Below are 19,358 nucleotides of genomic sequence, written 5' to 3'. Positions count from 1 at the left end.
CTAGCCTTGCGGCGAAAAAACTTGCCCCATTGGGAGCGTCAGGCAGCCGATCCGCGTGCTGACGATCGCTCGCTGTGACGCTCTGCCAGGTTCGGGCGTCGGTACCGGGCATGCCATGGTAACGGGATGGGCAACGAGGAGCAGGTTGAACCGCCGCTGGTCCATCATTTCGGGGACAAAGGTGGCGCGGTAGTTTTCGAGATCGGATTTAAACGCCGTGCGGGCGGAAAGCCTTGCCTCGAGATATGACCGGCTCTGCGGTGTCAGCGACAGGCCGTAACCGTCGAGCGTGGTCAGTGCAGTCTGCAACAGCGCACCGTCGTGGCGCTCATCCGTGAAACTGAGCTTGATCCGGAAGGTGCGCAGGTCATCCTCTCCAACCCCTTTCGCCTGGATGAACAGAGACGCCGGATCTTCACCCGGGCCCAGCGGCAGGAAGAACGTGCACTCCCATACATTGGCGCCCGCCAAGAAGTTCGGCGGTTCAACGCCTATGCCCGCCAGTGCTTGGCAGCGTTCCTCGGTTGATGTCGTAACGGGTGGGATGAGACGCGACGTGTCGTGCGCCAGCGGCCGGACCAGTCTGGGCAGCTGCTTGCTACTCGCCGCAAGCCGTCGCTGGCGCCCGATGCGAACAGCCGGTGCGGGAGGAGGAGGAAGCAGATAGGTTTGCAGGCCGAACTGGCGCACCAGACGCTTATAGTTGCGCCCTTCGTTGACGAAAAGGACGGTCGCCGCAAGCCCGCTGAAGACAACGAGAAGGAACACCGCAAGAACGAACAACCGGCCGCCGCGTCGGCGACGTTGTTCGGCAGGGGTCGAAATTGCGGGCCTCTCCTCTTGCGGCATAGTCTTGTTCCGATCGAGGAATGCCTGCGATGATGCCTGCGCTTACCACATTACTAACAGGCTTCAAATCTAGAGCTTCGCCATATTTTCGATTCGACCGGCGGTCATCAGCGTCTGGCGGACGAGTTTACGTTGGTCGGAGCTGTAAGCTGTCTCGCCTTCTCAACTCCATTTGCAGGCGTGGTGCCGCTTTCTGTTCACTGTATGGTTGATTGTTGCTGTAAGGTATCTGGCGATCCAACCCATGCTAGTATAAACAGGAGGCAGGTTATGTAATGGCTTGTTTATGCAATAACTTTGTGCTTTTTGCGAACCCCTGAACCCGCCTTGGGCCATATGTGTATTAGCTTTTCTCGTGACATCCGCTAATAAGTATGTTGTTAAAGTTGTCCGATGCGGGCATTCCGCATCCGCCATTTTAGCTGTGAAAACAGAGTGACAATGACGATCGAAATTATTGGTAGAGCCTGTGTGGCGCCGGGTGCAAGCTCCGTCAAGGAACTCAAGACGATCCTGAGCGGCGGCCGTTGCACCGTTTCGGAGATCCCTGGAGATCGATGGGACTTGGCACGTTTCTGGCATCCGGCACAGGGTATCGCTGGAAAGACCTATACGTTTGCCGCAGGCGTTATCGACAGGCTGTATGACTTTGATCCTGCCGTTTTCGGCATTTCGCAGCGCGAGGCCATGCAGATGGACCCGCAGCAGCGCGTGCTTCTGACACTGGTCTGGCAGGCGCTGGAAGACGCCAATCTTCCGGCAAGCACGCTCGCCAAGGAAAAGGTCGGCGTTTATATCGGCGCGTCCAGTCTCGAAAACAGTACGCTGTCGTCGGAGGATCCGGCATCCGGCAGCCCGTATTTCATGACGGGCAACACGCTCTCGATCGTCTCCAACCGCATTTCGCACGTCTTCGGCCTCAATGGGCCGAGCATGACCATCGACACCGCCTGCTCGTCGTCGTTGGTGGCGCTGGATCAGGCGGTGCGCTCGCTCGAGCGCGGTGATATCGACACCGCGATCGTCGGCGGCGTCAATATCCTGGTCAACCCGCTCTCCTTCGTCGGCTTCGCGCAGGCGCGCATGCTGTCGCCCGAAGGGCTTTGCCGTGCTTATGACACCAACGGCCATGGCTATGTCCGCGCCGAAGGCGGGGTGGCGATCGTCCTTCGTCGCAGCGATCGCGCGAAGCGGGAAAATGACCGCAGCTACGCCAAGATCCACGCAACAGGCGTGAATTCTTCGGGCCGCACCAACGGCATCAGTCTGCCATCGCGGGAAGCGCAGGCCGATCTTCTGCGCTCGATCTATCAGGGCAACGGCATCGACGTGAACCGCGTCGCCTTTATCGAAGGCCACGGCACGGGAACGCGTGTGGGCGACCCGGCGGAAGTCTGGGCCATTGGCACTGTCATCGGCCAGAACCGTCCGGCTCCGCTGCCGATCGGTTCGATCAAGTCGAATATCGGCCATACCGAGCCGGTGTCGGGTCTTTTCGGTCTCATCAAGGCGATGATCGCGCTGGAAAACGATTTCCTGCCCGCGACGCTGCATATCGATAAAGCCAACGAGGATATCGACTTCGCCTCGCTCAACGTGCGGGTCAACATGTCCGCGATGAAGCTGATGCCTGCCAAGGGCGCTCGGCTCGCCGGCATCAACTCGTTCGGCTTCGGCGGCACCAACGCCCACGTCGTGATCGGCGATCCCGATCCGGTCGACACGCCGGCGCTGCCCACCAAGGCCGACAGCCAGTTCTTCTTTGCCAGCGCCCATAGCGCCACCGCCCTGAAGTCGCTTCTGGAAAACTACCAGTCGGCCCTCGAACGCTCCGATGCTGTCAAGGCACGTCGGATGATCGCCGCCTCCAGCGCCAATCGCGACCCGATGCGTTATCGCTTCGCCGTCGAAGCCAAGGACGAGGGCAGGGTTCTCAAGGCGATCGAAACGCATTTGGCCGGAACGGCTTCGCAGGGGGAGCGCGGAGAAGCGCCGTCCCATGCCGGCAAGACAGCTTTCGTGTTTTCCGGCAATGGTGCGCAGTGGGCTGGAATGGGTGTTGAGGCCTATCGTGAAAGCCGCCATTTCCGCCAGTGCTTCCAGTCCTTCAGCGCGTTGTTCGAGTATCACCTGGGCGAAAAGCTCTCGGATCTGCTGTTTGCCGACGATATCGGCAGTAGGCTTGCCGATACCAAGATCGCTCAGCCTATGCTGTTTGCGATCCAGGCTTCCATCTCGGATTGCCTCGCTAATCTCGGGGTTCGCCCCGATGTCGTCTTCGGCCACTCCGTGGGTGAAATTGCAGCTGCCTATGCCGCCAAGGCCCTGACCGCTGCGGAAGCCGTTGCGATCGTTGCCAAGCGCTCCAAGTCGCAGGATCTGTTTGCCGGCAAGGGCAAGATGGCTGCCGCTGTGATGAACGAGGAGACGGCGCTTGCCTTCGCAAAGACCCATGGTCTGAACGAGATCGGCGTCGCCGCCATCAATGCACCGAACTCGGTCACGATTTCCGGTCCGACTGACGAGATCCAGGCGTTTCGCGATGCGGCACGCAAGGCACAGACCGTCGTCCATGTTCTCGACATCAACTACCCTTTCCATCACCCGATCATCGACAGCGCGCGCGATCTTTTCCTCGCGGACCTGCCGACGATCGAGCCGAAGAGTGGCGCCTGCATCTATGTTTCGACGGTCACCGGCGGCATCTACGACTGCCGCGGCCTGGATGCCGATTACTGGTGGCGCAACGTCCGTGACCCGGTTCTCTTCAAGTCTGCCGCCGAAACTGCATTGGATCTCGGCTGCAATCTCTTCATCGAGATCTCGCCGCGTTCGATCCTGTCGAACTATGTCAGTGAAATCGCCAAGCATGCGTCGCATTCGGCTGTCGTGATCGGCACCCTGCAGCGAGAGACCCCGATCGAGGGACGTGACCCGGTCGCGCAGTCGTTTGCCCGCGCCATCGCCCACGGCGTCTCGCCGAGCGTGTCGCGCCGTAGCAGCAAGCGCGATGCGTTTGCAGGCCTCCCGGTCCTGCCGCTCGAGCCGTCCGTCTTGAAGATGGCGAACACGACCGATGAGGTCGATATCTTCGGCCGCGAACACCGCGGCAGCTACTCGCTGCTCGGATGGCGTACCGATCCCAACAGCGCCCACTGGAAGAACCATGTCGACGCGCAGCTCTTCCCGGATCTTGCGGAGCATGTCGTCGATTCGCGTGCGATCCTTCCGGGTAGCGGATTTGTCGAGATCGCCGTCACAGCCGCCCAGGTGCATTTCGGATCCGACGACGTCGAACTGACGAATATGGAGATCGTGCGTCCGCTCGAACTTCGTACCGACCGGCTGCTCGAGCTATCGACGATCCTGTCGCCCGAGACAGGCGATATCGAGATCCGCTCGCGCGAACGACTGAGCAGCGACGACTGGACCGTGCATGCGGTGGCCCGCTGCCGCAAGCCGGTAGAGCATGCATCTGACCGTCAGATCTGGCGTGCCAACGAAGGCGAAAGCGCGAAGCTCTCCTCGCTGGAGGTCTACGGGACTGCCGAAAAGTTCGGCCTCCAATACGGCCCGCACTTCCAGCTGCTGCGCGAAGCGCGCGTCTTTGGTCGCAACACCGTCGAGGTCGATCTGAAAGCGGCCGAGGCTCCGGCCCACCCCTATCTGACCTACAACCTCAACCCGTTCTCGGTGGACGCGGTGTTTCATGGCCTTGTTGCCATGTTCGACCAGTTATCGGGCAGCGATGCCGGCTCTCCCTATATCCCTGTACGATTCGGTTCGGTTCGGGTGGGGGCGCGGGCCAAGCCTATTACCCGTGCAGTCATTGAGATCGAACGGTTCAGCGGCTTCTCGATCAAAGTCAACTTCCGCATGTTCGGGGAAGATGGCGAAATCGTCGCGTCGTTCGACGACTGCCGGTTCCGCCGCACCTCGTTGCGTCGTCATCACACCTTGGCCTCGGTGGCGTTCCATTACGAAGCCGTGCCGTCGACGATGTCAGGCAATTTCGCTCGGATCGGGTTTGCCGGCGGTCTACTGGCCGCGACGACGGATGCAGAAGCCAAGGACACTGCGTCGTTGATGCTGGATGCGATGATTTACCGTGCCTGCCACGAGATCGCGCTGTCGCTCGCATCACAGGACGGGTTCGTCTCCGTCACCGAGTTCCCGGGAGAACCCAATTTCCGGGCTTTCCTGGCAAGCTGTCTGTTTATTCTGGAAGATGCCGGGATCGCGTCGTCCGAGGAATCCGGCTGGCGCGTGCCGTCCGAATTCACCATGCCGGCCGTCTCTGAACTTCTGCAAGAAATCTACCGTGAGGATTCCGGACGTATCGCCGAGGCCGTGCTGCTGCACAATGCCTATCGCGATGCTCTGGAACACCTGTCGCTTACCGGCCTCCATAGTGGCGAAGACGTCTCCGAAGCGCGCCACACCAGCGAAGCAACGCTCGAACACGTGCTTGTTCACTCGCCACTTGGGCGCAAGCGCTCCGATCTGGCGCTGCATCTTGTCGAGCAAGCCTGTCGGGCCAATGGCGGCCGGACCCGGGTCATTGTCGAGCTCGGCTCCACATCCGTATCCGTCAGCAGCAAGCTTGCGTCGCTTGCCGTCGATCACTCGGCGACGCTCGCGATCGTCGAGCCGCGCGAAAGCGTTCGCCGTACACTCGAACTTGCCTTCGAACAGCATGCACATGTCTCGGTGATCGAGCCGAAGGCGCTGGCCGATCTCCGCGGCATCGATGTGATCATTGCCGCCGGACTTGAAAGCCAGGCGGTTCTGGTCACCGACGATAGCCTTCGTTCCGCTGTACGAGGCGCCGCCGCAAGAGGCGCTGCATTCCTGTTCGTCGACCGTGCACCGTCAGCGTTCAACGACTTTGCCTTCGGCCTATCGGATGACTGGTTTGCCGCAAGTCAGTCGCCGGAATTTCCGGTCGGACGTTTGGCGACGACCGAACAGGTTGCCGACCTTCTGACAGGTCTCGGCTTTGCCGCCCCGCTTGTCGAAGAGAAAGACGCAGCCGAAGGGCTGCTGATCGTTGCAGGCGCGTCCTCGGCAGCGGCCGACCAGCTGCAGGCATTGCCATCGATCCCGTATGCGCTCGTCTTCGCTGAAGATAGCGCCCGTGGCTCAGCGCTTGGTGACGGCGACTCCGTCGTCCTGCTCGGCGCGGATGCGGACGAGACTGCGATTTCGAAGGCGCTTGCCGGATTCGATGGCAACCCCGTGCAGGCCATGTTCCTCGCCGAACGTCTTGGCGATCGCGATGCCTCCGATGTCGCTCTTGCACGCCTTGAAAACCTCAAGCGTATCGTTGAAGCCTTCACGCGCCATGGCTCCAGCCTCGCGTCGGCCGATCAGTCCCGTCTCGTGATTGTCGCACCCGGCGGCTCGCCGCTTGCGGGTGAGGCGACTGACGATGTCAACGCCGGTCTCTGGACCTTCGCCCGCGTTCTCCAGAACGAATACGACGCTGTCGCCACGCACCTTCTCGATCTCGAGACTGGCAGTGCCGAGCTCGGCATCTATGTCGGCGAAATCCTGGCCTCCGCCAGTGCAAACCGCGAATGGATCTTGCGGGATGATTCGCTGTCGGAAATCCGGGCATCGAGCGGGCCGTTCGGTCCTGACGACACCGAGAGTTCCGATTTCACTGCGGCCACGATCCGCCAGACGGTGAATGGACGCGTCGACAGCATCATCTGGGAGAGCGTTTCCGAGCCGGTGCCTGAAGCCGACGAGATCGTTCTCGCGGTGGAAGCCGCCGGTCTCAACTTCCGTGACGTCATGTGGGCCATGGGCCTGCTTCCGGAAGAAGCGCTCGAAGACGGCTTTGCCGGCGCAACCATCGGAATGGAAATGTCCGGCCGCGTCATCTCGGTCGGTGCGTCGGTGACGGATCTCGTTGCCGGTGACCGTGTCATGGGCATCGGCCCGGCCGCGTTCTCCACGCACGTCAAGGTTCGCCGCGACGGCGTGACGAAGTTCCCGGCGCGTCTCGACTATGAGGCCGCAGCAACGGTTCCGGTGGCATTCCTCACGGCGTACTACGCCATGGTCCAGCTCGGCCATATCGAACCCGGTGAAACCATCCTCATCCATGGCGCGGCTGGCGGTGTCGGCCTAGCCGCTTTGCAGATCGCCAAGCTGAAGGGTGCAGTTGTCATCGCGACGGCCGGTACGGTGGAAAAACGCCGCTTCCTGGAAGCGCTTGGTGCAGACCATGTGTTCGACAGCCGCTCGCTGGATTTCGTGGCGCGCGTGCGCGGCGTCACCGGCGGCGAAGGTGTTGACCTGGTGCTCAACTCGCTGTTCTCGGAAGCGATGGAACGCAGCCTGGAACTGGTAAAGCCGTTCGGTCGCTTCCTCGAACTCGGCAAGCGCGACTACTATTCCGACCGCAAGATCGGCCTTCGTCCGTTCCGTCGCAACATCAGCTATTTCGGCATCGACGCCGACCAGCTGCTGGTCAAGCTGCCGGCGATCACGAAGAAGATCTTTACCGAGATCGGCGTCCTGTTCGAACGGGGCGACCTGTCTCCGCTGCCCTATCGTGCCTTCGGCTATGACGAGATCGGCAGTGCCTTCCGTCTGATGCAGAATGCCGGCCAGATCGGCAAGATCGTCATCCGTCCGCCGGTCGCCGGCAAGGACAAGGTGGTGATTGCAAACGAAAAGCCGGTCGCCTTCGATGCCGATGGCATCTATCTGGTCGCCGGCGGCATCGGCGGCTTCGGCCTCGTTGCAGCGGACTGGCTTGCCGCACGCGGTGCAAAGCAGATTGCACTTTGCTCGCGCAAGGGCATCGCCGACGCTGAAACCGAGGCGGCGATCGCCAAGTGGCATGCGAAGGGCGTCAAGGCATCTGTCCACGCCTGCGATATCACCAGCGAGCCGGCTCTTTCGAAGCTTCTTGACAGCCTGCGCAAGCAAGCTCCGATCAAGGGCATCGTTCACGCCGCGATGGTGCTCGACGACGCGCTTCTGTCCAACCTGACGCCAGAGCGCAACCGGCCGGTTGTCGAGGTCAAGGTTCGCGGTGCGGCTCTCCTCGACAAGCTGACGGCGGGCGACGACCTCGATCTCTTCCTCGTCTTCTCGTCGGCCACGACCATGCTCGGCAACCCGGGCCAGGCGAACTACGTCATTGCCAACGGCTATCTCGAAGGTCTTGCGCGTGCACGTCGCGCGGCCGGCAAGCCGGGTCTTGCCGTCGGCTTCGGCGCCATTGCCGATACCGGTTTCCTTGCCCGCAACGCTGAGGTCAACGAGCTTCTGTCGAAGCGGATCGGCAAGACGGCCATGAAGGCGCGCGATGCTCTGGAGCAGGTCGAGCGCTACATGGCGTCCGACACCGGCACCATCGATGCGGCCGCGGTGATGATTGCGGAAGTAGACTGGCAGGCAGTGCGGATGCTGCCGATTTCCAACGCCTCGATCTTCGAGACGGCGATCCGTTCGGCCGGCAATCAGCAATCGGCCTCCGATGGCGACCGGATCGATCTTGAGGATCTGATCCGTGGCAAGTCGGCGGATGAAGCGCAGCAGCTTCTTCACAACCTCGTCGCGTCTGAAATCGCCACGATCCTGCGTGTCACGGAAGACAGTATCACGCCGGAAAAGGTCTTGAAGGATATCGGTCTCGACAGTCTGATGGCGATGGAGCTCGGTATGAGCTTCCAGCAGAAGACGGGCTTTGATATTCCGCTGAGCGGAGTAGGGGAAGACACGTCCGTCAGCGACGTGGTAAGCCGTCTGAGAGAGCGTGTCGCCAAGCGCAACGGCGAGGACGACACCGTCCAGAACGAAGTGATCGACCGGCTGGTCAAAAGCCATTCGACGCAGCAGAAAGCCGCAACGCAGTGACAGACAGCAGTTCGGATGAAACCCGGCCCTCCAAGCTGAGCCTTGGGGGGAAGGGCAATTTTATCGACCAGATGCGCAAGGCCAACGAAAACGTCGGGCGCAATCGCACGACGCGGCTCAATGCACAGCCGCAGCAACCGGCCCGCCCTCCGGTCGGTTTTGACGCCTTGCCCGAATATCAACGGGTCATGGTGCAGCGCAAGGCGAGCGAAATCATCGGCGTCGACAACCCGTTCTATCGCTCGCACGACGAAGCCGCCGGCGCGACGACGACCATGGACGGGGAAGTCTATGCGAATTTTGCTTCCTACGACTATCTCGGTACCAACACGGACCCGAGGGTGACCGAAGCCGCCAAGGCTGCGATCGATCGTTTCGGCATTTCCGCCTCCGCCAGCCGTCTGGTCGCAGGCGAGCGCCCGGTGCATGCGGAACTCGAAGAAAAGCTTGCCAGCGTCTACGGCGTTGATGCTGCAGTCTGTTTCGTCAGCGGCTACCTTACCAACGTTGCGGCAATCAGCTGTGTTGTCGGCCCCAAGGACCTCGTCATCCACGACGAATTCATCCACAACAGCGCGCTGGCCGGCATCAAGCTTTCCGGCGCCACGCGGCGCCTGTTCAAGCACAATGACGTCGATAATCTCGAGACGGTGCTCAACACGCTCGCCGGCGATTTCCGGCGCGTGCTCGTGATTGTCGAGGGCGTCTATTCGATGGATGGCGACATCGCCGACCTGCCGCGCCTGATCGAGCTGCGCAATCGGTACGGCTTCTGGCTGATGGTCGACGAGGCCCATTCGCTCGGCGTTCTCGGCAAGACCGGTCGCGGCTCGTTTGAACATTTTGATATCGACCCGAAGAGCGTCGATATCTGGATGGGCACCCTGTCGAAGACAACGTCGAGCTGCGGCGGATATATTGCCGGTAGCCGGGCGCTGGCTGACATCCTCAAGGCAGAAGCGGGCGGTTTCGTCTACAGCGTCGGGCTTGCGCCTGTTCTGGCAACGGCTGCAGCCACGGCCCTCGATATTCTGCGCGAGGAACCGGATCGGGCCGAGCAGTTGCACCGGAACGGTTCGCTGTTTTTGAAGCTCGCCCGGGAAGCCGGTCTCGACACAGGATTGAGCCTCGGCTTCTCCGTCGTGCCGATCCTCGTCGGTGATTCGCTTCGCTCCATCCAGCTGTCGAACGAATTGCTGGAAGATGGCGTCAACGCTTTGCCGATCATTCATCCCGCCGTCCCGGAAGGCATGGCCCGGTTGCGATTCTTTATCACCAGCGACCATACGGAAGAGCAGATTCGCCATGCGGTGGAATCGACAGCAAGACGCCTGAAGGACCTGCAGGACAGGAATTTCGGTCTTGCCTCTCTCAGCCCGGAAAAACTGATGCAGCTTGCGCCGCTTCTCCAGTCGCCTGACAACACCTGAGGCTGTGGCGACGACGATGCACGTGATCGTAACAGGTGGATCGAGCGGCATCGGACTGGAAGTGGCGCGGATCTACGCATGCCGGGGTGCGCGCGTATCGATCATCGCGCGCACGGCGGCAATGCTTGAAAGCGCTGTCGTCGACCTCCGCAGTACCGGCAAGGCTGACATCAGATGCGAAAACGCGGATGTCGCAAACGATAGCGAGATCTCGCGTGCTGTCGATGCCTGCGAGGCCGCATTCGGACCGTGCGACGTTCTTGTAGCCTCGGCCGGGATGGTAGAGCCGGCATTTTTCGACCAGCAATCGCAGGGCGACTTTTCCCGCCAGATAGACGTCAACCTGCTCGGTACGGCGAATGCCGTACGCGCAGTCTACGCGGGCATGAAGAGCCGCGGGCAGGGCGCAATCATGATCGTGTCCTCGGGTGCGGCACTGATCGGCATACCCGGCTACACAGCTTATTGTGCCTCCAAGTCGGCGCTCACGGGCTTCGCCGAGGCCCTCCAGGCTGAGTCGGTTGGATATGGCGTCACCATAGCGCTGTGCTTCCCGCCGGATACCGAAACGCCGCAGTTCGAGAGGGAACTCGCCAAACGCCCGGCGCAGGCACGGGCTCTGATGGGTGCCGCGCCGCCGTGGAAGGCGAATGCCGTTGCCGAAAAGATCGTTCGCGGCATCGATCGGCGGTCGAAGAAAGTCTATTTCGGCTTTTCCATCACTGGCCTTGGCCTGTTCGGTCCACTGGTAAAGCCGTTTGTGGCGGCCTGGTTTTCCAGACGTCGCTAGATAAACCGCGTCTCTTCGCCCGCAATCCTCAAGATTGTCAGCTTGCCCGAATAGAATGCCCCGGTATCGATGCCGATTCTGTTCGGTCCGAGCGAGGGCTCAGTCTGCGGCGTGTGGCCGTGGATCACGAAGGTAGATGGCAGGTTTGGTCCTTTTGCAAGGAATGGATCGCGGATCCACATCAGGTCGGCCTCCTCCTGGTCTTTCAACGCGACACCCGGCCGAATGCCGGCGTGGACGAACAGGAGTTGTCCGACCTTCATGCTGATCGGCAAATCGGTGAGGAACTGGCGGTGCGCGTCGGGCACGACTTCAGCCAGCAGCTGCTTCAGCGTGCCATTGCGGCTGCGCTGGCGAAAGTTCTGGTCATGCACGTCGAGCCCGTAGGACGCCAGCGTCTGCTCTCCGCCGAGGCTCAGCCATTCGCCATGCGTCTCCGGATCATCGAGGAAGAGGCGGAACACATCGTCATGGTTTCCGCATAGCGGCATTCGGCGCAGACCGTATTCGCTCGGCTTGATCAGATAGTCGAGAACACCCGAGGATGCCGGGCCGCGGTCCACATAGTCGCCGAGAAGAACCACCACGCCGGCACGGCGCGTTTCTTCGATGTCGCGGGCGATCTTCGCCTCGGCTTCCTTGAGGAGCTCCAGGCAGCCATGCACGTCGCCGATCGCGTAGATCGGATAGGTCGGCGCGTCTACGCCAAGGTCGATACGCCGACGGGGACGCGGGACGCTCCCCTGGCTGGAACGTTTCTGGGTGAGCCACCCGATGACCTTGCGCATGATACAGTTCGTTTCGAGAATGAGAGAGAACGTGAGGACACAATGGGAAATGTGCCCCTAATGGACGTTTAACAAGCCCTTTCGGATCTCGTTGCAAACCGTTCAACGATCCCGATGCTGCTGCGCCTCCGCTGCAGTATGAGAAAGTATAAACCGGCGCTCCGCAAAATATAATGCTGCACTGCACCAAGTCCTCGTGCTGCTATGGACAGTTGTTTTATTTTGAAACACTATCGAGGGGAGGAGCTGGGGGAGGGAAATAAATGCGGATACAGATCGTTGCCATCTCGATTATGGCAAGCCTTTTCCTGTGGATTTTCGCATACTATTGTCTGCAGACCACCTACAGGACGGGCCAGGCTTACGGCGTGATGCCGAACCTGAACATCAGCAAACGACTCAGCATCTTTGATTGAACGGGTAAGCGCTTCGAGTGCACGAGAGCTTCTGCGCTGTCGCTAAGGCTGCCTCTGCGCGTAGGTCGCCGCGAGTTGCTTGACCCCTTGGCGATATTTGAACAGCTCTATGCCGCCGACGAAGACGGCGCAGCAGGAGAGCAGAATAAAGGCGACAGCGGCAGCTTTCATGGCGGGACAATGGCATGCCGCTCGCCTCTGCGCCAGTCCCGGTTGAAGTGCTGCCGGACAGGCGTACAAAACAGGAGACCGGAGAGTGTTCGCCGGCCGTCCAAATGCTACAACGCGTATAGTCGTGCAGGCCGACAGTCTTTTGCAACGTAGCCCCTCAGCGATGCAAACCACAATTGTGTAGCTCGCCAACGTCATTTGCCCGTGATCGAATGATTGAGACTGGATAACGAATCGGTTGGAACCTGGCGTTGATGTCGCGCAGTATTCTGTCGGAGCGGATGAGCCGCTTAGAGCCGCCGCCTACTTCCGGTCAACGCAATCGTCCAAAAGGCAGTGATGGGCAAACATGTGCCATTATCAGCGAGAGAGCATTCTACGGAAATTATCTGGTAGGGAAGGCCGAAGAATGGTGGGCGATGACGGACTCGAACCGCCGACATCCTCGGTGTAAACGAGGCGCTCTACCAACTGAGCTAATCGCCCCTAAACTGCAGACCGTTTCGTCTGCCGCTTCGGTGGCCGTGATCTATGCGGATCGCGCGAAAACCGCAAGAGCTTTGACGACATTTTTTTGAATTTTCGACAAAATCCGTGGCAGATAAGGGTTCTTAACGACAAACCACGGGCCTCGATGTGGGAAAGTGAGTGGCGTCATTATTTTGTCTTCAAACTTGCTTGACACCTCCCGTCGAACCTCTTAGGAAGCGGCCAACCGAGCAGTCGAGGCTGCCTGGTGAGAGACGAAAGTTTCTGAAGAAATGTGCGGGTGTAGCTCAGTTGGTTAGAGTGCCGGCCTGTCACGCCGGAGGTCGCGGGTTCGAGCCCCGTCACTCGCGCCATTCTTCTTCCTCGAACGTCGTGTCCAAATGATGCGGCGCCGTAAAGTCGGCAATATGCGCGGGTGTAGCTCAGTTGGTTAGAGTGCCGGCCTGTCACGCCGGAGGTCGCGGGTTCGAGCCCCGTCACTCGCGCCATTTACTTTCTTTCCTCCAAGCTGATCAAGCGTCTCTATCCTCACCGGGATGGGGAATGATCGGGTCGTCGAACCCACCTGTCGCGCTGAGAGTTGCAGCGTCCGTCCGCCGCGCCTCTCGAATCGCTATTCCTGAATGAAACTCCATCGTTAGAAGACCGTCGGCAGACCCTTGGCCGGGAACATGTCGGGTACTGATTTGTTGGCGAACGAACTGGTGTTTTCCAGTGGAGTATTATTGGTAGGTGAGGGGGACTCAAAGGGCTTGCGCCTTTCCTCACGCTGCGCTAGTCACGCCTTGTTGCAATGCACGTACGCTTGTCGAATTCATGTTCGAGCGTCGCCCGGCGCTAAAGGCAAGCAGGGATCGAATATCATGAGTGAACTCCTCACTTCCTACGTCCCGATCGCGATCTTCATCGGTATATCCTTGGTGATCGGTCTGGCGCTTCTCATCGCGCCTTTCGCCGTTGCCTACAAGGCGCCTGATTCGGAAAAGCTTTCCGCCTACGAATGCGGCTTCAATGCCTTCGACGATGCCCGCATGAAGTTCGACATCCGCTTCTATCTCGTGTCGATTCTGTTCATCATTTTTGACCTCGAAGTTGCCTTCCTGTTCCCTTGGGCTGTGTCCTTCGGTGAAATCGGCTGGTTCGGCTTCTGGTCCATGATGGTGTTCCTGGGTGTCCTCACGATCGGCTTTATCTACGAATGGAAAAAAGGAGCGCTGGAATGGGAGTAGTCGATAGCGGCACAACTCTCGTCGCGCCGAAGTCCAAGGGTATTATCGACCCGAATACCGGCAAGCCGATTGGCAGCGACGACGCGTTCTTTGGCGAGATCAACAATGAGCTCGCCGACAAGGGCTTTCTTGTCACGTCGACCGACGAACTGATCAACTGGGCCCGTACGGGCTCGCTGATGTGGATGACGTTCGGTCTGGCCTGCTGCGCCGTCGAAATGATGCAGCTTTCCATGCCGCGTTATGACGTCGAGCGTTTCGGCTTTGCGCCACGCGCTTCGCCGCGCCAGTCGGACGTGATGATCGTGGCGGGAACGCTGACCAACAAGATGGCGCCTGCGCTTCGCAAGGTCTATGACCAGATGCCGGAGCCACGTTACGTCATCTCGATGGGATCATGCGCAAACGGCGGTGGGTATTATCACTATTCCTATTCCGTCGTTCGCGGTTGCGACCGTATCGTGCCGATCGACATCTACGTGCCGGGCTGTCCCCCCACGGCAGAGGCGCTGCTTTACGGCGTGCTCCTGCTGCAGAAGAAGATCCGGCGCACCGGAACGATCGAGCGTTGAGGGCTTGAGGAGGATATGATGACCGAGACCCTGAGCGAGCTTTCGACCTACATTCGCGAATCGCGCTCGTCGCTGGTCGAAGACGCGGTGATGTCCTATGGCGAGCTGAACCTGATTGCCACCAGCGACAACATCATCGAGCTTCTGACCTTCCTGCGTGATGATCCGAAATGCGGTTTCATCAGCTTCATCGATATCTGCGGCGTCGATTATCCGGCCCGTGCGAAGCGTTTTGATGTGGTCTACCATCTGCTGTCGCCTCACCGGAACCTGCGTATCCGGATCAAGGTTGCAACAGGCGAGGACGAACCGGTTCCTTCGGCATTCTCGGTCTATCCGGGCGCCGACTGGTTCGAACGCGAGGCATGGGATCTCTACGGCATCCTGTTTACCGGTCACCCGGATCTTCGCCGGATCCTGACCGATTACGGTTTCGAGGGGCATCCGCTACGCAAGGACTTCCCGACGACCGGCTTCGTCGAGGTTCGCTACGACGACAGCGTCAAGCGCGTCGTCTACGAACCGGTCGAGCTCCGGCAGGAATTCCGCAACTTCGATTTCCTGTCGCCTTGGGAGGGGACGGATTACGTTCTTCCCGGTGACGAGAAAGCGAAGACCTGACGCGGTTGATTTGGTAATTGCCGGGTTGGGTGGACTTGGTTGAGGGAGCGGGCAGGCGGGTCGATTAGACGTGGTAATGTGATATCGGTCTAAAATATCAGGAGAGGACAGCAACATGGTTGCACTCCCTGAAAGATCGGTTCCTACTGGGTCGGCGTTCGTCTGAATTGATTGACATGACGATGAAGCAGAATTTCGGGCGGTTGCCCATTTTCCAAAGCGCGGAGCGCTGAAATGACGGAACACAACGTCCGGAACTTCAATATCAACTTCGGTCCGCAGCATCCGGCTGCCCATGGCGTTCTGCGTCTGGTGCTGGAACTGGATGGCGAAATCGTCGAGCGTGTCGATCCGCATATCGGCCTCCTGCATCGCGGCACCGAAAAGCTGATCGAGACAAAGACCTATCTGCAGGCCTTGCCCTATTTCGACCGGCTCGATTACGTCGCGCCGATGAACCAGGAGCATGCCTATTCGCTCGCGGTCGAAAAGCTGCTCGGCCTCGAGATCCCGATCCGCGGTCAGCTGATCCGCGTTCTCTATTCGGAAATCGGCCGTATCCTCTCGCATCTTCTCAACGTCACGACCCAGGCCATGGACGTCGGCGCGCTGACGCCGCCGCTCTGGGGCTTCGAAGAACGCGAAAAGCTAATGGTGTTCTATGAGCGCGCCTGCGGCGCCCGCATGCATGCGGCGTACTTCCGTCCGGGCGGCGTCCATCAGGACCTGCCGGTGGAACTGGTCGAAGACATCGGCCAATGGTGCGATGAATTCCCGGCAAAGCTCGACGACATCGACGACCTTCTGACCGGCAACCGTATTTTCAAGCAGCGCAACGTCGATATCGGCGTCGTCAGTCTCGATGATGCATGGGCCTGGGGCTTCTCCGGCGTCATGGTCCGCGGTTCGGGCGCGGCATGGGATCTGCGCAAGTCGCAGCCTTACGAATGCTACGCCGACCTCGACTTCGATATTCCGATCGGCAAGAACGGCGATTGCTACGACCGCTACCTGATCCGCATGATCGAGATGCGCGAATCCTGCAAGATCATGAAGCAGTGCGTCAATCGTCTGCTCAGCGACGCAAAGACCGGCCCAGTGTCTTCGACCGACGGCAAGGTCGTGCCGCCGAAGCGTGGCGAGATGAAGCGTTCGATGGAAGCGCTGATCCACCACTTCAAGCTCTACACCGAAGGCTACCACGTTCCGGCCGGCGAAGTTTACGCGGCCGTCGAAGCGCCCAAGGGCGAGTTCGGCGTGTTCCTGGTCGCCGATGGCACCAACAAGCCCTACCGCTGCAAGATCCGCGCTCCGGGTTATGCACATCTCCAGGCGATGGACTTCATCTGTCGCGGACACCAGCTGGCGGACGTGTCTGCGGTGTTGGGTTCTCTGGACATCGTGTTCGGTGAGGTTGACCGCTGATGAAGCTTCGCGCCGTCGCAGCCGCTGCTCTCGTGCTCTCTGCTCCTGCGGTCTCGCAGGCGCAGGAGGCGCTGTCGAGTGTCAGCGGCGGTTCGGCGTCGATGGCTACGCTCCTGTCCGAGGGATACGAGATCAAGACATCCGTACTCAACGGCACGAAGCTGATCGTGTTCATGCAGAAAGACAAGACGGCCTATGCCTGCGAATTCGTGACACTCACGAGATCGCGGTGCGGGGTCATAAACTGATAAGGCGTTGAAAGCATGTCCGTTCGTCGACTAGCCGAAGAACAGTTCCAGCCGGCAAACTTCTCCTTCAACGAGGAGAATGCGGTCTGGGCAGAGGCAACGATCAGGAAATACCCGGAAGGCCGGCAGCAGTCGGCCGTCATTCCGTTGTTGATGCGTGCGCAGGAGCAGGATGGCTGGGTCACCCGTTCCGCCATCGAGCATATCGCCGCCAAGCTCGACATGGCCTATATTCGCGTTCTCGAAGTCGCGACCTTCTATACCCAGTTCCAGCTGAAGCCGATCGGGACCCGTGCGCATATCCAGGTCTGCGGTACGACGCCTTGCATGCTTCGCGGCTCCGAAGATCTGATCAAGGTCTGTCAGAAGAAGATCCATCACGATCCGCTGCATCTCAATGCTTCCGGCACGCTGTCATGGGAAGAAGTCGAGTGTCAGGGCGCCTGCGTCAACGCGCCGATGGTGATCATCTTCAAGGATGCCTACGAGGACCTGACACCCGAGCGTCTTGAAGAAATCATCGACACGTTCGAGGCAGGCAAGGGCGCCGAGGTCAAGACCGGTCCGCAGATCGACCGTCATGAGTCGGCACCGATCGGTGCTCCGATCACGCTGGTCGACGATATCAAGCCGGTCCGCACCAATCTCGAGCCGCAGCCACAGGCTGTGACCGAAGGCGCATCCGTGCCGCCAGCAAATGCCGGTCGTCCGAAGGATACGGCGCCTGAGACCGACAAGTCGCTGAAGACGCCGGTCACGGCACCGAAGGCTGCTGCCGAGAACGTCAAGGTTGCTGAAAAGGGCGAAGGTTCGCCGACGACAACCGAGACGGCGCCAGCAGCGACCGGGAGCAAGGCCGAAGGCGCTCCGGCAGAGCTCGGCGTTCCCTCGGGCGAGACGAAGCCGAAGCGTAGCCGCAAGCCGAAGCCTGAAGGGGAAAGCTCCTGATGATGGGCGCGGCAAAGTTTCGGTCCGTCACTACGGGCATGCTGATGATGACATCCGATGTGATAAAGTCGGTCGAGTAGGTAGATAGATCATGTTGCAAGACCAGGATCGCATTTTCACCAATATCTACGGTCTCAAGGACAAGTCCTTGAAGGGCGCGATGAGCCGTGGCCACTGGGATGGTACGAAGATCATCATCGAGAAGGGCCGGGACTGGATCATCAACGAGATGAAGGCCTCCGGTCTTCGCGGTCGTGGTGGCGCAGGCTTCCCGACCGGCCTCAAGTGGTCCTTCATGCCGAAGGAATCGGATGGTCGCCCGCACTACCTCGTCGTCAATGCCGACGAATCGGAGCCTGGCACCTGCAAGGACCGCGAAATTATGCGCAACGATCCGCATACGCTGATCGAAGGCTGCGTGATTGCCGGTTTCGCCATGAATGCGCACACCGCCTACATCTATGTCCGCGGCGAATATATGCGCGAACGTGAAGACCTGCAGGCGGCGATCGACGAATGCTATGCCGCCGGTCTTCTCGGTGTGAACAACAAGAACGGCTGGGATTTCGACATTTACGTCCATCACGGCGCCGGTGCCTATATCTGCGGCGAAGAGACGGCGCTGCTCGAAAGCCTCGAAGGCAAGAAGGGCCAGCCGCGCCTGAAGCCTCCGTTCCCGGCCAATATGGGTCTCTACGGCTGCCCGACGACCGTCAACAACGTCGAATCGATCGCCGTTGCCCCGACCATCCTGCGTCGCGGTGCCACGTGGTTCTCGTCGATCGGCCGCCCGAACAATGTCGGCACCAAGCTGTTCATGGTATCGGGTCACGTCAACAAGCCCTGCACCTTCGAAGAAGCGATGGGTCTGTCGTTCCGCGAAATCATCGAGCATCACTGTGGCGGTATCCGCGGCGGCTGGGATAACCTTCTCGGCGTCATTCCCGGCGGTGCGTCCTGCCCGATCGTTCGCGGCGAAGACATGGCCGACGCGATCATGGATTTCGACGGCATGCGCGAGGTCAAATCCTCGTTCGGTACCGGCGGCATGATCGTGATGGACAAGTCAACCGACGTGATTAAGGCGATCTGGCGTATCGCAGCCTTCTTCAAGCACGAGAGCTGTGGCCAGTGCACGCCTTGCCGTGAAGGCACCGGCTGGATGATGCGCGTTCTCGAGCGCATGGTGCGCGGCAATGCGCAGAAGCGCGAAATCGACATGCTGTTCCAGGTGTCGAAGCAGATCGAGGGTCACACCATCTGTGCGCTCGGTGACGCGGCCGCTTGGCCGGTCCAGGGCCTGATCCGCAATTTCCGTCCGGAAATCGAAGCGCGTATCGACCAGTACACGAAGGACTCGACCTCGCACGGCGCAGTTTTGGAAGCGGCGGAGTAACCGGACGGCATCAGCCCGAAGGTTGGAAAGAATTCGAAGGACAGAGGCGTCGCAGGACTTGCGGGGTTCGTGCCTTGGTCCGAAACAGATATCGCCCGGTTCGAAGTA

12 protein-coding genes and 3 tRNA genes are annotated in these 19,358 nt (G+C 60.0%); 12 read left to right on the top strand and 3 right to left on the bottom strand.

The genetic code is table 11. The annotated features are described in order from the left end of the window. Nucleotides 1-849, bottom strand: a complete 849-nt coding sequence (locus ACQY1J_RS14555) for a DUF6030 family protein (protein WP_092661978.1) — start codon at nt 847-849, stop codon at nt 1-3. Between the two features lie 441 nt (nt 850-1,290). On the opposite strand from ACQY1J_RS14555, the gene ACQY1J_RS14550 reads away from it, so the two are divergent. Genes ACQY1J_RS14550 through ACQY1J_RS14540 form a run of 3 tightly spaced genes read left to right on the top strand, consistent with a single transcriptional unit; the run spans nt 1,291 to nt 10,947 of the window. After that, complete coding sequence (locus tag ACQY1J_RS14550; RefSeq protein WP_430250178.1) at nt 1,291-8,727, top strand: type I polyketide synthase; 7,437 nt, start codon at nt 1,291-1,293, stop codon at nt 8,725-8,727. Continuing rightward, the gene (locus ACQY1J_RS14545; RefSeq protein WP_062453239.1) at nt 8,724-10,157 is read left to right on the top strand and encodes an aminotransferase class I/II-fold pyridoxal phosphate-dependent enzyme; all 1,434 of its coding nucleotides are present in this window, start codon (nt 8,724-8,726) and stop codon (nt 10,155-10,157) included. Before ACQY1J_RS14550 ends, ACQY1J_RS14545 begins: the two co-directional genes overlap by 4 nt. A 16-nt stretch (nt 10,158-10,173) precedes the next feature. After that, nucleotides 10,174-10,947 carry an SDR family oxidoreductase gene (locus ACQY1J_RS14540; RefSeq protein ID WP_192076758.1) on the top strand — a complete coding sequence of 258 codons (774 nt, stop codon included), beginning with the start codon at nt 10,174-10,176 and terminating at the stop codon, nt 10,945-10,947. On the opposite strand, the gene ACQY1J_RS14535 is transcribed toward ACQY1J_RS14540, so the two are convergent. Both ACQY1J_RS14535 and ACQY1J_RS14530 read right to left on the bottom strand, forming a co-directional pair. After that, complete coding sequence (locus tag ACQY1J_RS14535) at nt 10,944-11,735, bottom strand: metallophosphoesterase family protein (RefSeq protein WP_430250176.1); 792 nt, start codon at nt 11,733-11,735, stop codon at nt 10,944-10,946. The two genes, ACQY1J_RS14540 and ACQY1J_RS14535, sit on opposite strands and share 4 nt — an antisense overlap. Before the next feature lie 997 nt (nt 11,736-12,732). Then, nucleotides 12,733-12,808 (bottom strand) — tRNA-Val (locus ACQY1J_RS14530). A gap of 279 nt (nt 12,809-13,087) precedes the next feature. Between ACQY1J_RS14530 and ACQY1J_RS14525 the strand changes: the two genes are divergently transcribed. The 9 genes from ACQY1J_RS14525 (at nt 13,088) to nuoF (ending at nt 19,250) form a co-directional block, all read left to right on the top strand. After that, a tRNA-Asp gene (locus ACQY1J_RS14525) sits at nt 13,088-13,164 on the top strand. 58 nt (nt 13,165-13,222) lie between these two features. Continuing rightward, nucleotides 13,223-13,299: transfer RNA gene (locus ACQY1J_RS14520), tRNA-Asp, on the top strand. Nucleotides 13,300-13,674: 375 nt separating this feature from the next. Continuing rightward, on the top strand, nt 13,675-14,040 hold the full coding sequence (locus ACQY1J_RS14515) for an NADH-quinone oxidoreductase subunit A (RefSeq protein WP_062453237.1): 366 nt from the start codon (nt 13,675-13,677) through the stop codon (nt 14,038-14,040). Then, the gene (locus tag ACQY1J_RS14510; protein ID WP_062453236.1) at nt 14,031-14,612 is read left to right on the top strand and encodes a NuoB/complex I 20 kDa subunit family protein; all 582 of its coding nucleotides are present in this window, start codon (nt 14,031-14,033) and stop codon (nt 14,610-14,612) included. The genes ACQY1J_RS14515 and ACQY1J_RS14510 overlap by 10 nt, the downstream gene beginning before the upstream one ends. A gap of 18 nt (nt 14,613-14,630) precedes the next feature. Next, entirely contained in the window at nt 14,631-15,233 is a 603-nt protein-coding gene (locus tag ACQY1J_RS14505) for an NADH-quinone oxidoreductase subunit C (RefSeq protein WP_062454724.1), read from the top strand. A gap of 234 nt (nt 15,234-15,467) precedes the next feature. Next, entirely contained in the window at nt 15,468-16,658 is a 1,191-nt protein-coding gene (locus tag ACQY1J_RS14500) for an NADH-quinone oxidoreductase subunit D (RefSeq protein WP_062453235.1), read from the top strand. Beyond that, complete coding sequence (locus ACQY1J_RS14495) at nt 16,658-16,906, top strand: hypothetical protein (protein ID WP_062453234.1); 249 nt, start codon at nt 16,658-16,660, stop codon at nt 16,904-16,906. The genes ACQY1J_RS14500 and ACQY1J_RS14495 overlap by 1 nt, the downstream gene beginning before the upstream one ends. A gap of 15 nt (nt 16,907-16,921) precedes the next feature. Beyond that, nucleotides 16,922-17,854 carry an NADH-quinone oxidoreductase subunit NuoE gene (gene nuoE, locus ACQY1J_RS14490; protein ID WP_082476136.1) on the top strand — a complete coding sequence of 311 codons (933 nt, stop codon included), beginning with the start codon at nt 16,922-16,924 and terminating at the stop codon, nt 17,852-17,854. Nucleotides 17,855-17,945: 91 nt separating this feature from the next. Continuing rightward, complete coding sequence (gene nuoF / locus ACQY1J_RS14485; RefSeq protein ID WP_113111038.1) at nt 17,946-19,250, top strand: NADH-quinone oxidoreductase subunit NuoF; 1,305 nt, start codon at nt 17,946-17,948, stop codon at nt 19,248-19,250. Nucleotides 19,251-19,358 lie beyond the last annotated feature (108 nt).

It is taken from the genome of Neorhizobium sp. DAR64860/K0K1 (assembly GCF_050500205.1).
GTDB classification, from domain to species: Bacteria; Pseudomonadota; Alphaproteobacteria; order Rhizobiales; family Rhizobiaceae; genus Neorhizobium; species Neorhizobium soli.
Note: the sequence above shows the minus strand (reverse complement) of the source record. Positions and strands in the feature narration are given on the sequence as shown.

Excerpts from the sequence above, each read along its gene's own strand:
- ACQY1J_RS14555 (WP_092661978.1), bottom strand. The coding sequence starts at position 849 with ATGCCGCAAGAGGAGAGGCCCGCAATTTCGACCCCTGCCGAACAACGT.
- ACQY1J_RS14550 (WP_430250178.1), top strand. The coding sequence starts at position 1,291 with ATGACGATCGAAATTATTGGTAGAGCCTGTGTGGCGCCGGGTGCAAGC.
- ACQY1J_RS14540 (WP_192076758.1), top strand. The coding sequence starts at position 10,174 with ATGCACGTGATCGTAACAGGTGGATCGAGCGGCATCGGACTGGAAGTG.
- ACQY1J_RS14535 (WP_430250176.1), bottom strand. The coding sequence starts at position 11,735 with ATGCGCAAGGTCATCGGGTGGCTCACCCAGAAACGTTCCAGCCAGGGG.
- ACQY1J_RS14515 (WP_062453237.1), top strand. The coding sequence starts at position 13,675 with ATGAGTGAACTCCTCACTTCCTACGTCCCGATCGCGATCTTCATCGGT.
- ACQY1J_RS14510 (WP_062453236.1), top strand. The coding sequence starts at position 14,031 with ATGGGAGTAGTCGATAGCGGCACAACTCTCGTCGCGCCGAAGTCCAAG.
- ACQY1J_RS14505 (WP_062454724.1), top strand. The coding sequence starts at position 14,631 with ATGACCGAGACCCTGAGCGAGCTTTCGACCTACATTCGCGAATCGCGC.
- ACQY1J_RS14500 (WP_062453235.1), top strand. The coding sequence starts at position 15,468 with ATGACGGAACACAACGTCCGGAACTTCAATATCAACTTCGGTCCGCAG.
- ACQY1J_RS14495 (WP_062453234.1), top strand. The coding sequence starts at position 16,658 with ATGAAGCTTCGCGCCGTCGCAGCCGCTGCTCTCGTGCTCTCTGCTCCT.
- nuoE (WP_082476136.1), top strand. The coding sequence starts at position 16,922 with ATGTCCGTTCGTCGACTAGCCGAAGAACAGTTCCAGCCGGCAAACTTC.
- nuoF (WP_113111038.1), top strand. The coding sequence starts at position 17,946 with ATGTTGCAAGACCAGGATCGCATTTTCACCAATATCTACGGTCTCAAG.